Origin of the sequence: Colwellia sp. 6_MG-2023 (genome assembly GCF_030547765.1) — a bacterium.
Lineage (GTDB): Bacteria > Pseudomonadota > Gammaproteobacteria > Enterobacterales > Alteromonadaceae > Colwellia.
In genome coordinates this window covers 150,385-167,890 of sequence record NZ_JAUOPP010000006.1, presented here as the reverse complement: position 1 = coordinate 167,890, position 17,506 = coordinate 150,385, and the positions used below count along the sequence as shown (strand labels likewise).

The 17,506-nt window shown below is 35.7% G+C and carries 15 protein-coding genes; 4 read left to right on the top strand and 11 right to left on the bottom strand.

Annotated features, from left to right (window positions below; genetic code table 11):
- Nucleotides 1–50: 50 nt before the first annotated feature.
- The 5 genes from Q4503_RS06075 to Q4503_RS06055 form a co-directional block, all read right to left on the bottom strand.
- Entirely contained in the window at nt 51–818 is a 768-nt protein-coding gene (locus Q4503_RS06075) for a TatD family hydrolase (RefSeq protein ID WP_159820768.1), read from the bottom strand.
- Nucleotides 819–926: 108 nt separating this feature from the next.
- Complete coding sequence (locus Q4503_RS06070; RefSeq protein ID WP_215972486.1) at nt 927–1,253, bottom strand: PilZ domain-containing protein; 327 nt, start codon at nt 1,251–1,253, stop codon at nt 927–929.
- Between the two features lie 10 nt (nt 1,254–1,263).
- Complete coding sequence (locus Q4503_RS06065; RefSeq protein ID WP_303601692.1) at nt 1,264–2,226, bottom strand: DNA polymerase III subunit; 963 nt, start codon at nt 2,224–2,226, stop codon at nt 1,264–1,266.
- 1 nt (nt 2,227) lies between these two features.
- Nucleotides 2,228–2,875, bottom strand: coding sequence for a dTMP kinase (gene tmk, locus Q4503_RS06060; RefSeq protein ID WP_303601691.1), 648 nt, complete (start codon nt 2,873–2,875; stop codon nt 2,228–2,230).
- Between the two features lie 194 nt (nt 2,876–3,069).
- Nucleotides 3,070–4,095 (bottom strand): DUF21 domain-containing protein, encoded by a 1,026-nt coding sequence (locus tag Q4503_RS06055; RefSeq protein WP_215972483.1) that lies wholly within the window; start codon nt 4,093–4,095, stop codon nt 3,070–3,072.
- Between the two features lie 323 nt (nt 4,096–4,418).
- Here Q4503_RS06055 and Q4503_RS06050 point away from each other — a divergent pair, with 323 nt between their 5' ends.
- The 4 genes from Q4503_RS06050 (at nt 4,419) to Q4503_RS06035 (ending at nt 11,842) form a co-directional block, all read left to right on the top strand.
- On the top strand, nt 4,419–5,204 hold the full coding sequence (locus Q4503_RS06050; protein ID WP_215972482.1) for a hypothetical protein: 786 nt from the start codon (nt 4,419–4,421) through the stop codon (nt 5,202–5,204).
- 7 nt (nt 5,205–5,211) lie between these two features.
- Nucleotides 5,212–6,081, top strand: a complete 870-nt coding sequence (locus Q4503_RS06045; RefSeq protein ID WP_303601690.1) for a mechanosensitive ion channel family protein — start codon at nt 5,212–5,214, stop codon at nt 6,079–6,081.
- Between the two features lie 206 nt (nt 6,082–6,287).
- A complete protein-coding gene (locus Q4503_RS06040) occupies nt 6,288–8,126 on the top strand; it encodes an autotransporter assembly complex family protein (protein WP_303601689.1) in 1,839 nt (612 codons plus the stop codon).
- Entirely contained in the window at nt 8,123–11,842 is a 3,720-nt protein-coding gene (locus Q4503_RS06035) for a translocation/assembly module TamB domain-containing protein (RefSeq protein WP_303601688.1), read from the top strand. Before Q4503_RS06040 ends, Q4503_RS06035 begins: the two co-directional genes overlap by 4 nt.
- Before the next feature lie 202 nt (nt 11,843–12,044).
- On the opposite strand, the gene mltG is transcribed toward Q4503_RS06035, so the two are convergent.
- The 6 genes from mltG to fabD all read right to left on the bottom strand — a co-directional run bounded on the left by mltG (nt 12,045) and on the right by fabD (nt 17,498).
- Nucleotides 12,045–13,049 carry an endolytic transglycosylase MltG gene (gene mltG, locus Q4503_RS06030; protein ID WP_303601687.1) on the bottom strand — a complete coding sequence of 335 codons (1,005 nt, stop codon included), beginning with the start codon at nt 13,047–13,049 and terminating at the stop codon, nt 12,045–12,047.
- Nucleotides 13,050–13,067: 18 nt separating this feature from the next.
- On the bottom strand, nt 13,068–13,880 hold the full coding sequence (gene pabC, locus Q4503_RS06025; RefSeq protein ID WP_215972477.1) for an aminodeoxychorismate lyase: 813 nt from the start codon (nt 13,878–13,880) through the stop codon (nt 13,068–13,070).
- A 121-nt stretch (nt 13,881–14,001) separates the two neighbouring features.
- A complete protein-coding gene (gene fabF, locus Q4503_RS06020) occupies nt 14,002–15,243 on the bottom strand; it encodes a beta-ketoacyl-ACP synthase II (RefSeq protein WP_303601686.1) in 1,242 nt (413 codons plus the stop codon).
- 120 nt (nt 15,244–15,363) lie between these two features.
- Nucleotides 15,364–15,597 (bottom strand): acyl carrier protein, encoded by a 234-nt coding sequence (acpP, locus tag Q4503_RS06015; protein WP_159820781.1) that lies wholly within the window; start codon nt 15,595–15,597, stop codon nt 15,364–15,366.
- A 163-nt stretch (nt 15,598–15,760) separates the two neighbouring features.
- On the bottom strand, nt 15,761–16,495 hold the full coding sequence (gene fabG, locus Q4503_RS06010; RefSeq protein ID WP_215972475.1) for a 3-oxoacyl-ACP reductase FabG: 735 nt from the start codon (nt 16,493–16,495) through the stop codon (nt 15,761–15,763).
- A gap of 34 nt (nt 16,496–16,529) precedes the next feature.
- Nucleotides 16,530–17,498 (bottom strand): ACP S-malonyltransferase, encoded by a 969-nt coding sequence (gene fabD / locus Q4503_RS06005; RefSeq protein WP_303601685.1) that lies wholly within the window; start codon nt 17,496–17,498, stop codon nt 16,530–16,532.
- Nucleotides 17,499–17,506: the final 8 nt, after the last annotated feature.

Genomic DNA, 17,506 nt, shown 5'->3' with positions numbered 1-17,506 from the left:
TAAAGAGCTTTTCATTTTAAAAAAGGTCTTCGAAAATTGGTTTTTATAAGTTATAGCTTAAAAAGGCGATTAAAGTTGTCGGTTGATAATTTAGCAATAGTTTCAACCGATTGACCACGAATACTTGCTAAGTGTTTAGCGACTTCTACTACATACGCTGGTTGATTCTCTTTACCTCGATGTGGCACAGGGGCAAGGTATGGTGAATCTGTTTCAATCAAAAATCTATCATCAGGCACAAGTTTAGCAACTTCTCTTAGTTCATTCGCATTTTTAAATGTAACAATACCGGAGAATGAAATATAAAAACCTAGTTCAATTGCTTGCTTAGCCATATCCCAAGACTCTGTAAAACAATGTAAAATACCGCCAACTTCTGCTGCATTTTCAGAGCGTAATAAATCTAAGGTATCTTGCTGAGCAGCACGTGTGTGAATAATTAAAGGTTTATTCAGCTCTTTAGCAACAATGATATGTTTTTTAAACGAGTCTAGTTGTACCGCTTTAGTTTCTGGCGCGTAGTGATAGTCTAACCCTGTTTCACCCACCGCAATAACAGCAGGATCGCTGGCTAAGGTGCGTAACTCATCAATATTGACTTCATCTTCTTGATTTAATGGGTGCATACCACACGTAAGCATTACATTATCAAAGCCTTTAGTTTGTTCAGCCATGGCAGGAAAATCTTTCAAAGTAACACTAACACACAAAAGCTTATCTACTTTTACATCTTTTGCTGCCTGTACTACATTCGCTAAACTGTCACCATGAAGCGATAAATTTAAACGGTCTAAATGGCAATGTGAATCTATAAACAATGGAAAACTCCAATAATACTAAATTGATTAGGTTGGTGTAACTTACTAAAAAAAAAAAGCCCTAAGAATAACTAAAGGGCTTAGTAACAAATTGATAAAATTATGCTATTACATGGTTAATGTTGCTTCTGACGAACTTAACTGTCGTGCAATTGCTTTTTCAATTTGAAAACGTACTTTGTCAGGATCATCCCTAAAACTTACCCCAATTCCTGCAGGTGTTCCGTTTTGTGCTCCTGTTGGTGTTAACCAGCACACTTCACCGGTAATTAATGAAGGCTCTAAAGAGTCAGGTAATAATATATTTAGCTCAACCTCTGCACCTAAATCATAAGGCTCTACGGTACGAACAAACAAACCACCTTCTTTTAAAAAGGGCATATAAGAAATATATAAATCGTGTTCTGATTGAAATTCAATATTAATTGGGATCAAAATCGATATCCTACTCGTTAACTTTCGCTTGCTCAAGCACGTCACTTATCGCCATGATAAGTTTTTCATAAACAAACTGTTTGTTTGCTTGAGTATATGATTTTATTACTTTACACCCATTTATGATGACTTTGTAGAGGTTATTCAAAACTTCAGGGTCTAATGTTAATTTATTCGAAGGCTCGGTCGTAAGAATGAACTGATCACGATATAAATTGACAGTAATTTGCTCTAACCAACGCAAACCATGTTCATTACTTTGTAGCTGTGCAAGTAATTGAGGTTCTACTTGCTGCCCATCAAGAAAATTTACATAACATGTTTTGAACTGTTGAAAAGCATCATTAATAACGATGTTGGTTAACTCAGGTAACTGAGTTAAATTAATAAATGGACTGCTCAGTTCAGTTTTAGCGTCTATATTAACACCTTGCTCTGACATACTTTGCAGTAAAGCTTGCCCTACTTTCGGCCTAATATTAATAACTCTACATCGGCTAATAATGGTTGGTAACAGCATTTCAATATCATTCGTTAATAAAATAATAACGCTATTATCACTGGGCTCTTCAAGAGTTTTTAACAAGGCATTTGCGGCAGCTTGAGTCATTGTTTGTGCATGTTCAATTAAAACCGTTTTAAATTTCCCCAAATGAGCTGTTTGTTGTAAAAAGCGATTAGCATTACGAACGTCATCTACCCCTAAATTACTTTTTTCTGCAATAAGCGCCAGGTGATCGGGGTATGTTTTGCTTTTTAATAATAAACATGACTTACATTGGCCACAACTAACTAACACCTCGGTTTGATTAACCGTTTGCGGTTGCTTACAGCTTAGTAAGTGCAATAACCACTGCGCAAATTCAAGTTTACCTGATCCGGTAACACCATTAATTAAAATAGCATGAGGCAAAATATTACGACGGAACTGATTGCTAAAGATTTGTTGGTGAGAAAGTAGCCATGGTTTCATATTAAGAGTGCTTTTCTTGTTGCTGACTAAGCAAAACATCAATGATGTTGATTACATCTGATAATACTTTTTCTTTTGATTGAGCCGCATCAACCACTTCAAACTTTTCTGGTGATTGCTCTGCTTGCTTTAAATAACCATTGCGAGCACGAATTAAAAAGTCAGCCTTTTCATCTTCTAAGCGGTCAAGCCCTTCTCCACGGCTCTGTACTCTTTTCAAGCCTTCTGCAGGATCTAAGTCCAAAATAATATTCATATCAGGGCTAAAACCATTTAATGCTAAATCATTTACTTTGGTAATAGTCTCTATATCAATGCCTCTCGCATAATGCTGAAAGCTAAAGGTAGCCGCATCGAATCGGTCAGATATAACAACTTTGCCTGCCGATAACGCCGGTATTATTTTTTCTTGAATATGCTGTGCACGCCCAGCACCAAAAAGCATTAACTCAGTCATGAAAGTCATTTCTGGTGTTTTAGGATCTAAAATAACGTCTCTAATTTTTTCACCTATGGGTGTTCCACCAGGCTCTCTGGTAAGTAAAACATCAACCCCCTTTGAAATGAGGTATTTTTCAATGCTTTGTATAACGGTAGTTTTACCTGCGCCATTACTACCATCAAAAACAACCATAAAACCTTTTTTCATATAATTTCTCTATGTTTCAACTAAAATATTCAAGGAGTATATTCAAAATGAATAGTTCCTATTGAATACGTATCTTGTTGACTTTAATTGGTTACAGTAACCTTTATTCGCTGTATTTTCTCAAATTCACCGAGTAAATACAAACAACGGGTAGCTATACTAACACTCAACAATTTAATAAATTATGAACTTAGCTACCTAGTGCTCGGTAACATTCCTTTAAGCAGTAAGCCAAAAATATCTGCTCCGGTGATAATGCGTTTACTTTCGCCCCAAATAAGTAAAACATCATAATCTATAACGCCATCAAAGTTTTTATCGGTCGATCTATTAATTTTCATTTGCAGCATTGCTTCATTTAATGGGGTTGTTTCATCGGTGATAACAACAGGACGATGACAATAGTTATAAGGGTCAAAATTATCTGTTTGATATAATGCAGCCCTTGATAAACCGTCGGCATCTAATATTAATAATGGATAACCTTCTAAATTAGTTAGAATGACCCAACTATGATTTGTTTCGTTAACTTGCATCAGAAAAGGATCATCTGGGCTTTGTTTTATTGGCGGTATCATGGGTAAATCTAACTTAGTTGGTAAAGCGATGATTGACTTAGGATCAATAATTTCACCTTCTTCTGTTACATGTATTTCATCTAAAGCAAAAAAGTTTAATGCACCGATTCCTTCTACTTGATTAAGATCGGCTTCTTCGGCTGTAATATGTTGACGTATGATATTTCTAAGTTCGCTTTCTTCTAAGTAGGTTATACCTTCTTTTCCTAACCAAGCATCAAGAATCAGTGCAGTAGGTTTAGCAACAGGATAAAAAACAAACTGATAAAAACGAATAACTGGCGCTAAAATACTGCCCATTTTTAAAGCATTACGTGAAAAGTATGCTTGCGGAGTAATTTCACCAATAATGGTAATCGCGATAGTTGAAAATAAAAAAGCACTAACGCCAGTTAACACTGAATCTGACAACATAGTTAATAAAACATTAATACCAACATTACCCCATAAAATGGTAGATAAAAGAAAATTGGAATCATCTCTAAGCTTTAAAACTTTTTCAGCAGCTTTGTTACCTTTTTTAACTTCAACTTCTAAATGAAGCCGACTGATAGAGAAAAATGCAAGGTTTAAGCCTGAAAAAACAGCTGAATGTGTGATACAAATTGCGATAGCACACCAAGTAATAATGTCAGTTGACATATCAGATCCCTAAAATTAATTTTAAAGCATGTATTAATGCGAAATATTAACTGAACCTGCTTAGATCACAACTAATCATTTGCTATTTACTGCTTTATATTGCTTATAATGTTGTATATTTACTTCATCATTATGTTATACAGCAATGAATAATACTGACCTATTTATAATAAATGATTTTTACTTGTTTCTTTAATATAAGTTGCGGATACGATGGCGATTCTTTCTCTTGGTATTACCATTTTCATTTAAAATACGATAATGAAGGCCATTAAAGATGACTTGGCGTTTTATTTTTTAAATTACGATCTAATGAGTGAGCTATGAAGAACAATAATTGGTGGGGGGAATTTACTTTTGCCCTACAAGAGCAGAAGTGTTGGAGCGTAGGTGAGCGAGCAATTGTCCTTAGGCGTGAAGCCGCTGAATGGAATACCTGGAATATTGAAAGCGAAGAGGAAGATAACGATATTGTCGTGTCTGACGGTGCGTGTGTTAATGTAGACAATTTGACAATCACCGGTCGATTTTTAGAAAAAAACACCTCAGAAAAAATAAAGGTATCTCCTTTATTAGCAGACCGCACCGTTATTGCTCGCCCTTCATCCCCGTTAACACTTCTTGCAGGAGAAAAAATTCAATTATTTATTAGTACGCCTATTTGGTTTTACGCTGAAACATTTCCAAACGGAAAATGTTTGGTAGATTTACCTTTTTGGCGACCATCAGACTCATGGTTTGGCAGCTCTACTATTGATGGACAACTATGCTATGCAAAATATACTTCGGCAAAAACTAAAATTGAAGAGCTAGAGCTCCATCCACATAAAGCGACAACGCCCATTATGGTTATTAATAGCCACAATAAAGAATTAACAATTAATAGAATTAATGTGCCGGTAAATCATTTGAATTTGTACCATGATGATAAAAACCGACTGTGGACATCTCGAATCACCATTGAAATAGCAGACGACTCAGCGGATATTGAATTAATTATTGATAAAAATGTTTCTGCTGAATTCGAACCTCTTACGTTTATCAGTAGTCCACGAATATCTTCAGAGCATGGAAGATTAATCCGCAGAATTAGTAACTTATTTGGGTAAACAGTTTATGGAAGTCATTAGCGAATTTTTTAATATGTTTGAATCATCTCATTGGTACGCCTTAATACAGGCATTAATTTTATTTATTGTCGGTTACTTTGTTGCTAAAGCATTAAGTAGTGCAGCTGAAAAACTTGCCGCAAAAAAAATGACAACACATGGTCTTTTTTTATTAAAAAGAACCATTTTTTATACTGTATTAATATTGTTCCTATTGTCTGCTTTAAAACATATTGGTATCGATCTAACAATCTTACTTGGCGCAGCAGGAATTTTCACTGTTGCTGTTGGTTTTGCCTCACAAACATCTGCTTCAAATTTGATAAGTGGCTTGTTTTTAATGATAGAAAGACCTTTCTCTATTGGTGACGTTATTAAGGTCGATGGTTATACCGGTGAAGTTATTTCTATTGATTTATTATCAGTAAAATTAAGAACATTTGATAACTTGTTTGTTCGAATACCTAATGAGAGTATGATTAAAAGTGCCGTCACAACCTTGACTAAGTTTCCTATAAGAAGAGCTGACTTAAAATTAGGAATTGCCTATAAAGAAGACATTGAAAGAGTTAGACGTGTTTTATTAAACATTGCTGAAAAAAATGTTATTTGTTTAGAAGAACCTGCACCTTTATTTATTTTAACTGGTTTTGGAGAATCATCTGTTGATATTCAATTTTCAGTTTGGTCAAAAAGAGAAAACTACCTCACACTTAAAAATGAAATGTATCAAAATATTAAAAAAACGTTTGATGAACAAGGTATTGAAATACCCTTTCCTCACGTTAGCTTATACGCTGGTATGCAAAGCAAACCTTTCGATATTGTTTTAGCACCCCCAAAAAAAGGCGCTGAAGATAGCGTAAACAAAGAATAATCGTTAATTAACCATTTGAATAACGGCTAAAATAAGTATTTAAACCGTTCGATTATTCGCTAACTATTTTCATAAAGCACTTGATGAACTTGTCATACAAGAAAAGATATAAACATTTTTTGTAATGAAAGTTAGCATGGTGATATTGCATTTACTGTTATGCTATGTGCTTCTTTAATAATTAAAATGTTTATTGAATCGTTAAAATGCAATACATAGTTCAAAACGCAATACAAAGCGTAGCTCCAAAAGTACGACAAAAAACATTGCAAAAAATTAGCAAGCTTAATCTAGTGAAAAAAACTACGTCTTTGTTTTTTGCACTATGCTTAATTTCGCCCTACGCCTTATCAAATACGCTTTTAGTTGAACACCCAGATAAACTACCTCGTGAAGTTGTGCAAAATATTCATGCCTATTTAGGCAAATTACCCAAAGAGAGTAATGAGCGAGCTGCATTTATATTTACTGCGAAAAAAAAGGTTACCAATGCACTCAATGCTTTAGGGTATTACCGTGCAGTAGTAACCAATGTAATTAATAAAGCTACCGACAAAGATGTTTGGACACTAACTTTTAATATCGTGTTAAATGAACCAACACGAATAAAAAAATTACAGCTTAATATTGTTGGTGATGCAAATAAAGATTCCGCTTTTTCAGCAATAGTTAACAATATTCCGATACTAACCGGGGATGTGCTGCATCATGGAAAATACGAAAAATTTAAAGAAGACTTAACCTCGCTTGGATTAGAGCGTGGCTATTTCGATATTAAATTTACTAAGTCGACTATCGCAATACATCAAGATTTACAAACAGCGGATATTATTCTTAATTTAGATAGTGGTGTCCGTTATCAGTTTGGTGAAGTAAAGTTTACCCCATTCGAGCTAAACTCTGATGTTTTAGCGCCATTAATTCCTTTTAAGAAAGAAGATTATTACCAACAAGATTTATTGCAAAATTTACAAAATGAACTCGATGAAACTCAATATTTTAGTAATGTAATTGTTTGGCCTAATACCGAAAAAATTATTGATCATACTTTACCCATTGATATTTCATTAGAGCCAGCAACACGACATCAATTCGATTTAGGCCTAGGTTATTCAACAGATACAAAAGAAAACTTTTCTTTTGTATGGAAAACTCCCTTGGTTAACCGTTATGGACATCGACAAGAAACGAAGTTGTCTTATTCAAAAATAAATCCGACAGGATATTTTATTTACGGTATTCCTTTATCGCACCCTAATAATGATGTTTTACAATTAAAAGCCTTACTAGAAGAAAATGATTTCGCAGACTTAACAAGTAAATTCCTTTCTTTCCAAGTGGGTCGTGTTTACCTAAAAGATAGTATGTTGCGCCAGCCTTACCTTAGACACCTTTCTGAAGACTGGAGTACCGATGGTATAGATGATGATGCTAAATATTATATTCCTGGTTTTACTTGGTCTGATAAAGAATGGCAAGGCTCAGTTTTAGATCCAAGTACTGGTTTCCGCCAATATTATAATATAGAGGGAAGCTATGATAAGTTGGACTCTAAAACTTCATTTTTGCGCTTTAATGCACGTTGGAAATATATTTCATCGATAGCACCAAAACATCGTATTGTGACCCGAGCTGAAATTGGCTATGCCATTGTTAAAGATGATATAGAAGCAGAGCTTTCACCGTCACTGCGTTTTTATGCTGGTGGCGATCAAAGTATTAGAGGTTTCGGTTATCAATCGGTTGGCCCTAAAATAACGCTTACCCAAGGAGATAACACTGAAGAAGAGATCGTTGTTGGCGGAACGAATATGGTTGTTGCTAGTGTAGAGTATCAATACTACTTTACCCCCGAATGGCGAGGTGCACTGTTCACCGATGGCGGTAGTGTGAATAATAAAGACAAATTAGACTTTGTTTATTCTATTGGAACGGGCATTCATTATATTTCTCCTATTGGCCCCATCCGATTTGCCCTAGGTTATCCATTAAGTGAAGATGAGTCGTCATGGCGCATTCACTTTAGCATTGGCGCAGAACTATGATTTATAAACGTATTAGCTTCTACTTGACTACAATATTTACGGGAATACTCTGTTTATTCGCCATATTACTTTCAACACCTTTGGGAGCTCAACTAACCCTTTATTTTGTTGGCGATATTTCTCCTATACAAGTTAAATATCGCAGCGGTGCATTTTTAAAAGATTTACAGTTAAGCCACTTAGCCATTAACAATGAGCAAATGGAGGTTAATGCAACAGACATACGTTTAACATTAAATTTACGCTGTCTTTGGAAAAAACAAGTATGCATTGATGAACTGAGTCTTGCGTCTGTGCAAGTACTTTTAAATGAAAATAGCGCCACGTCATCAGATCAACTTATGGCAGAAATTATTATTCCGCCTATTTTCACCTTACCTTTTTCCATTAAAGTGAAACAGTTCAATTTAGCAAGAGCTCAAATAGAAAATCCAAACCTACAGGTAAAGTTAACTGATTTCTCGAGTATTTTAGAAATCAATGACGCGGCGCTAACAATAGAAAAATTCAGCCTGGCTGCTGCACATATAACCTTAGTTAGATCAGATACTGTTCCAGCTAATACCACTAAAACAGCTTGGCCTTTGGCTTCGTTACCAAAGGTATATTTACCTTTCAAATTTAATGTAAAGTCATTTACCGTTAAAGAGCTTATTGTTAATGAGTTAATAACTACTGGTGATGAGGAAACGTTAGTACATATAGAAAATGCAGTAGCACGCTTATCTTGGTTTAAAACAAAACTCACTATTGACACACTGTCATCAAACATTCAAAAAATGGGATCTTTTTCTTTAAAAGGTAAGCTTGATTTTGTTCCACCTTATAATGTTGATATAACAGTGGAAAACACAATTAAGGACAACGAAATAGTACCTGAGTTAAATGATTCTAGACAACAAACGTTACTCCAAGGAAACCTATCTCATTTAGCTATAACAGTAAGTAGCGAAGGAACCTTAGCATTAACCGCTGATGTAAAAATAGATCTAACCGATGCTAACTTACCTTATGAATTAACCACCCAGGTAATGCAATATACGTTACCTAGTGATATTACCCAAGTCATTACCCCTGCAATGTTTGTATTGCAAAGTCAAGGTGATCTTAATCAACAGACAATCGAATTTAACAGTGAATTCAGTGGGTTTGGTTATCAAAATGTCGCCGTTGAATTAAGTGCAAACTTGCAGAAAGATCTGCTTAAGATAAATACTTTTTATCTAAAAGATTTCAACGCAGATAATGAACTAAATTTAGTAGGCGAATTACAGTTAGGAGACAAATTATCTTGGGATATCAACCTTGATACCTCAGGCTTTACTTTGCCCAATATCGACAAACGTTTATCCGGACGTGTACAGGGTAATATTGCCAGTAAAGGTTTTTGGCATGGTGATGAATGGGCATTAAGTTTAGTAAATTCCAAGCTTACAGGACAAATTAATAATATAAAGCTTTTGGCTGAAGCTAACATTGAACTTAACCATCAAGGTAAATTAGCACCAAGTAAGGTGTTTATTGATTATGGTGATATAGCACTTAACCTTAACGGCTATAGCGATGAAAATTGGCACGTTAATGGACGAGTAAATGTTGACAGTGCCAACTTATGGTTAAAAGATATTGAAAGTAGCTTACGTTCAACAATTGATATTTCGGGACCTATTCAAGATCCTGAAATAACTTTACAAGGTGAGATTGAAAAACTCGTTATGGCAAACTTTTCAAGTGATGCCATTCATTTTAATGCCACCTATCGCCCTTTGAATAATCATGAACATAAAGTGGCGTTTACCAGTATGCTAATGAACTTAAATAAACACACAATTAAAGAGGTGAGCTTTTCAAGTAATGGTGACTTAGCACAACAACAAATTAATTTAGCCTGGCTTGGCGATTCATCACTTAATTTATCACTCGACAGTCAATATTCCCCTACAGATCAGCAATTAACGATACAAGCAGCTAATACTATTTTTTCTTTAGGTGAACAAGTATTCAAATCAAGTCAGCCTATTCATCTGCTTTATAATAATAAACTAAATACGCTAGCCGTTAATCAACATTGCTGGTTAGGAAGTTTGTCGCAATTATGTTTAAACGATAATACTGTTTTAAATTTGACTAAGGGAGATTTGACGGTAGCACTTCAGTTAGATACGGCACTGTTAAAACCTTTTATACCTGAAGAATTTCGCTTTGATAATACCATAAATGGCAATATTTCTATTCGCTGGCAACCAGATGCTACCCCATCTATTGATGCACAATTACTGATTAATGCCGGGCTACTACAAATAAATAAAGAAAATGAATTACATAAGTTGCTCGAATGGGAACAAGGCAAATTAAATTTACAAATGAACGACAACAGTATAAAAGGAAACATGACCTTGTCGACCGCTGTTGATAATACTGAATTATTAAATGCAAGTACGTCCATTTCGTTAACTGATAACAGGATTAAAGATAGCCATATTACCATTAATAATTTTAACCTTTCGCCAATACAAGTTTTTGTTCCCGAGCTCTCTTCATTAGACGGAATATTAAATACTAATATCACAGTCAATGGGATGTTAGATAAACCTATTATAAATGGCGAAATGAAATTAACCGATGGAAAAATAAAAATTGCAAGCAATATGAATACGCTAGAAAACATTAATATGGCTTTTGACTTCAAAGGACAACAAGCCATTGTTTCAGGTGGTGTTGATGTTAATAAAGTAACTGCAAACCTTACCGGTGATGCTGATTGGCAAAATGAATTACAAGGTAACTTTAATCTTGATGGCGAAGCCATAAGTTTTTCTGTTCCCCCAGATCTAGCATTAACCATTTCTCCTCACCTTAATGCACAAATAAATGCCTCAGAGCTTAAGTTATCGGGTCGCATAGAAGTGCTTAAAGGAAAGTTAGCCATCAACAAGTTGCCTCAAGGCAGCGTTAGCTTAAGCAAAGATGTCATCATTGTTAATGATGATGGTGAGCAAGTCACCCTTGAGAAACCTTTTAATATTTTAACAAACGTTCGTGTTGTTATCGCTGACGCTTTCCAAATTGAAGGGCAAGGGTTTGTTGGACGCCTCGGTGGTGAATTACAAGTAAGTCAGCAACCGCAACAACCTTTACAGTTATTTGGTAGTTTAAAAATTCCAGAAGGTCGTTATCGAGCTTATGGACAAGACTTATCAATCACAAAAGGGAATATATCTTTTAATGGCCCAGCCAATACGCCTTATGTCTCAATGCAAGCGACACGTAGTATTGAAAAAGAAGACATCATTGTTGGCATTGATGCTAAAGGTTTAGCGAATAGTTTACATATTACACTGTTTTCAAAACCTACTATGCAGCAATCAGAAGCCTTATCATATTTAGTTAGAGGCCGAGGCTTAGATGCTAAAACGAATAATAGTAATGCTGCAATAGGTGTGGCCTTAGGAACGGCAATAACAAACTTTTCGGGTGTACTAACTCAAATAGAAAAGCTACCCTTGCTCAATAAACTTGAAATTGACGGAGACGATGAACAAGCTTCTATTGCCGGATATTTAGGTGATCAAGTTTATGTGAAATACGGCGTAGGCGTAACTGAACCAATTAAAGAGCTGACGGTTAGGTTTTATATCTATAGTCGTTTATGGGTTGAAGCTGTTTCTGGTTTAGAAAACTCGGCGAATATTTACTATTCATTTGATATAAAGTAAATCGGATGTCGTTAACTGACGGGAGTACCCCACAAAAAATGACATTAATAAGCATATTCTTGCCAATTGACGTCTGTTAAATGCATTTTTGATGAACGGACAGGTAATTATCCTTCGAGTAAACTATGCCATAAGCAACGTAATAAGCAATATAGTAAAGAAAAGCTGTTACAGGCTCAAAATTACGCTTATTTTTTTGCGCTTACTGTTTTGCTCTTAGCTGTTTCAAATAATCTCTAACGGCACTGTTATGCTCCGCTAGCGTTCGGCTAAAAACATGTTTTCCATTCCCTTCGCTAACAAAGTAGTAATAATCACTCTCTTGGGGATTAAGTGCTGCTTTAATAGCTGATAACCCCGGCATTGCTATAGGACTTGGTGGTAAACCATTTATACGATAAGTGTTATAAGCTGTTTTCTCTCTTAAATGCGCCTTAGTAATGTCTCCCTTATAACGTTCACCTAAGCCATAAATAACCGTAGGATCGGTTTGTAATCGCATTTTTTTCGCTAACCGATTCATAAAGACCGAGGCGATCAAAGGCTGTTCGGGTATATGACTGGTCTCTTTTTCAATAATTGATGCCATAATTAAGGCTTCATATGGCGATTCATAAGGTAAACCGACTGCACGCGCTTGCCAAAGCTTGCTTAAGGTGTTTTGCATCGACGCATGAGCACGTTTTAAAATCTGAAGATCTTCTGTACCTTTAGTAAAAGCATAAGTTTCAGGGAGAAACCACCCTTCAGGATTAGCTTGTTCTATATTTAATCGTTGCGATATTTGTTCAATACTTAATGACTCTACAGTATGCATTAACTCTGAATGATTACCTAATTGAGTCAATAGCTCTTTAAACGTTGTGCCTTCAACAATAGTGAATTTAAATTGATGCTCGTTTGCACTAGTGATTAATGTCAGAATATTTTGCAAACTTGAGTTAGGCAAAATTTGATAAGTGCCAACTTTTATAATGGTTTTGTTAGGTTGTAAACGTGCGTAGACTCTAAGCCAAAAACGATTATCTATCCAACCTTTGCTCTCTAATGCCTTTGAAAATGAAGCAACAGAACTACCTTGTTCAATAGTAATTAATTGATGCTGTGTAATTGGTAAAGGCTTATTCATTTCTTTTTCTAATAAAAGAAAAAAGCCAAGAATAAATATAATCGCGCTACCAATACAAACATAAAGTATTTTTTTCATTAAAAACCTATTAATAATTTATTGCTCACGGTTAATACCATTACGGATAGTTAGTGCTATTGCTAAGGGTAAGTCTAATGATAATACCTGCCCGTTATAATTATTCACAGGCATGACGCCCATAACACAATTACACACAAATATTGCCTGTGCTTGAGCAACCTCCTCTAGAGAAATAGCTTTAATAATGGTTTCAGGGTAATGGCGCAATATAGTTTGACGCATAATACCATTTACACCACTTTGACTAACGTCTGGCGTATATAATGTGTCATTTAAGAAAATAAATAGATTAGCACTAGTTGCTTCTATCACGTCATTATTTATATTTGTCACCACCAAGTCATCCACATTACTCAAAGATAACTCTTGCCTTAATAAAACTTGTTCGAGACGGTTTAAATGCTTCAAACCACCTAACATAGGATTAATACCTATTTGTTGCTTACTGAGCCCTAAATTAATGCCGCTATGAATCAAATTATCATAATGTATCGGATAATCATGGATCATAATGATCAGATCATGATGATTGTTTGATGAGCGCGCATAACCTCGCCCACCACTACTTGCTGCAATAATAACTTTGAGCACAGCTAATGGATAGTTTTTTGCTATAGCAGCTAATTGTTGTGTTAATTCGTCTGATGAAGGAGATGAGAACCCCAGTTTTTCACAACCAGAAGTTAAACGTTCTACATGCTGTGTTAAGTATTCTACTTTACCATGAATGACTTTTGCCGTAGTAAACAGGCCATCCCCATAAGCAAGACCACGACTTTCAATATCAATATGATTTTGTTGTATTCCATTAACTAAACATAATTTCATTGTCGGTTCACTATATAGATAAAACAGGTTAAAACTAAATTAAAAAAGCCTGAGAACTTACACATATATGCTAAGTATTCAGGCTTAATAAATTGATTTCAAGCTTTAGTTACAAGTCACTTCAATTATTATATTTTTTAAATATTAATGACCCATTTGTACCACCAAAACCAAATGAATTACACAAAACATAATCTAAATTAATATCACGAGCTGAGCCGCGAATATAATCTAAATCACAACCTTCACCTGGATTATCTAAATTAATTGTTGGAGGAACACAAGAGCTCGCTAATGCTTGAATACTAAAGATACTTTCAACGGCACCAGCAGCACCTAATAAATGCCCAGTCATCGATTTAGTTGATCCCATTAATACATTATATGCATCGGCACCAAAAATTGATTTTACGGCATTAGTTTCAGCGATATCACCTGCAGGCGTTGAAGTACCATGCGCATTAATATAACCAATTTGATTAGCATTTATTTTAGCGTCATTTAAGGCATTTTCCATCGCACGTGCTGCACCAGCACCATCTGCTGGAGGTGATGTCATATGATAAGCATCACCACTCATACCAAAACCAACTAACTCAGCATAAATTTTTGCGCCACGTGCTTTGGCATGTTCATATTCTTCAACAACAACAACACCGGCACCATCACCTAAAACAAAACCATCACGATCTTTATCCCAAGGACGTGAAGCCGATTGAGGGTCATCATTACGTCTAGATAAAGCACGTGCTGCACCAAAACCGCCCATTCCTAATGTGGTAGATGCTTTTTCAGCACCACCAGCCACCATAACATCAGCATCACCGTATGCAATCATGCGAGCTGCATGACCAATATTGTGCACGCCACTAGTACAGGCTGTAGTAATAGAAATATTAGGTCCTTGCAAACCAAACATGATAGATAAATTACCTGAAATCATGTTAATGATTGTAGAAGGCACAAAAAACGGCGAAAGTCTTTTCGGACTACCTGTTTTTACCATTTTTTCATGATTTTGTTCTATTAGGCCTAACCCGCCAATACCAGAGCCAATAGCTACACCGATACGAGGTGAGTTTTGTTCATTAACTTCAATGCCAGAATCTTGGATTGCTTGAACGCCTGCGGCAACACCATATTGAATAAAAAGATCCATTTTTTTGGCTTCTTTTTTTTCCATATAGTTTTGCGCGTCAAAATCGTTAACTAAACCTGCAAACTTAGTTGAATACTCAGTTGTATCGAAATGATCAATATTACGAATACCACTTTTACCAAGTAATAAGTTTTCCCAGGTTTGTTCAGGGGTATTGCCTAGTGGGCTAAGCATACCAAGACCGGTAACAACAACACGTCTCATTGTGTTCTACCTCTTAATTATGAAATAGGAGATACAAAAAAAGCGGTCACTTAAATGATAAGTATACCGCCTTTTTTTCAATTACATTTTTACAATTAACTAGTAATAACTAGTTAACAATTACTGATTAGCGTTAACGTAATCGATTGCCGCTTGAACAGTAGTGATTTTTTCAGCTTCTTCGTCAGGAATTTCAGTATCAAATTCTTCTTCCAACGCCATAACTAATTCTACTGTGTCTAATGAATCAGCACCTAAATCATCAACGAAAGATGAATCAGTTTTAACTTCTGCTTCACTAACACCTAGTTGTTCAATAGTGATTTTTTTAACGCGTTCTTCGATAGTACTCATTTTTTTTCCTTTACTTACTGAAAGTGTAATTTATCAAATTGCGTGTAGTGTATTCGCCAAAGCCCTGCCATGCAAGCCTATAGCTTTATTTTTTTAGGTGGTCGAACCTGTTTACTACACTAAAATAGTGATACGAAACAATGTAGCCCTTTATATTTAAGGGTTACACCATATACATACCACCGTTAACATGAATCGTTTCGCCAGTGATATATGCGGCTGTATCTGACGCTAAAAAGGCGACAGTGCTCGCAATTTCTTCAGGTTTACCTAAACGATTAGCTGGAACTTGTGAGAAAATCCCCTCTTTTTGTTCATCAGTTAACGTTTGTGTCATATCTGTATCGATAAAACCTGGCGCAATAGTATTAACTGTTATGCCACGAGAAGCAACCTCACGTGCCAAAGACTTAGTAAAACCTAATAAACCCGCTTTAGCTGTTGCGTAGTTTACTTGCCCTGCATTACCCATTGAGCCCACTACAGAGCCAATATTAATGATTCGGCCATTACGTTTTTTCATCATAGGACGAATCGCAGCTTTACTTACCTTAAACACAGAAGTTAAGTTAGTATCAATTATATCTTGCCATTCATCATCTTTCATACGCATAAATAGATTATCGCGCGTGATACCGGCATTATTAACTAAAATATCAATACTACCATGTGCGTCTTTAATCGCTGAAAATAGTTCGGTAATAGAATCATCACTCGTCACATTTAATACGAGGCCATTGCCCTCACCTAAATATTCTGAAATTCTTTCTGCGCCATGTTCTGACGTCGCTGTTCCTACAACCGTAGCCCCTAACGCTTGTAATTGTGTCGCTATTGCTTTGCCAATACCACGACTAGCACCTGTAACAAGGGCTATTTTACCTGTTAATGAAAACATAATATTTCCTATTTGTTTTTTATTTTTATTAAATCTATTTAGCTTGCGTCAATTCTTTTGCTTTAACTAATGAGTCTTCTGTATTAAAAGAAACGCAGTTAATCGATTTATTGATACGTTTAACCAATCCTTGTAATACTTTTCCTGGACCTACTTCAATCATTTGAGTAACGCCCATCTCGCCAATTTTTGTTACTGTTTCACTCCAGCGTACAGGACTATATAGCTGTTTAACTAAAGCTGACTTAATAGCTTCACCACTTGTTTCAATAGCAACATCAACGTTATTTACAACATTAATTGATGGTGTTTTAAAGGTAATACCTTCAAGATCGGCAGCTAACTTAACCGCAGCATCAGCCATTAGTGCACAATGAGATGGTACACTTACTGGTAGAGGTAAAACGCGTTTAGCACCTGCTACTTTACACAGTTCACCCGCACGTTCAACAGCATCTTTATGACCCGCGATAACAACTTGACCAGGTGAATTAAAATTAACAGCTGCGACAACTTCTTTAACTTCATGTGAGTCTTGTGCTTGTGCACAAGCATCAATAATCGCTTGATCATCTAATCCAATCACTGCTGCCATTGCACCAACACCCGCCGGAACACAAGTTTGCATATATTCGCCACGTTTTTCGACTAACTTAACACCATCAGTTAACGAAATAACATCTGCACATACTAAAGCTGAGTATTCGCCTAAGCTGTGACCTGCTAAAACAGCAGGTAAAATATCAGATTCGGCTTGCCAAACACGCCACAACGCAACACTCGCAGTTAATAAGGCAGGTTGTGTGAAATTTGTTTGATTAAGTTGTTCTGCTGGTCCTTGCGCAACTAATCGCCACAAGTCATAACCTAGTGCGTCAGATGCTTCTTTAAAAGTATTTTGAACAATATCATTGTCACTAAAGTCACTTAACATAGCAACGGCTTGAGAGCCTTGCCCTGGGAATACGAAGGCTAATTCACCTTGTAAGGATATATTTTGCATTTTTATTT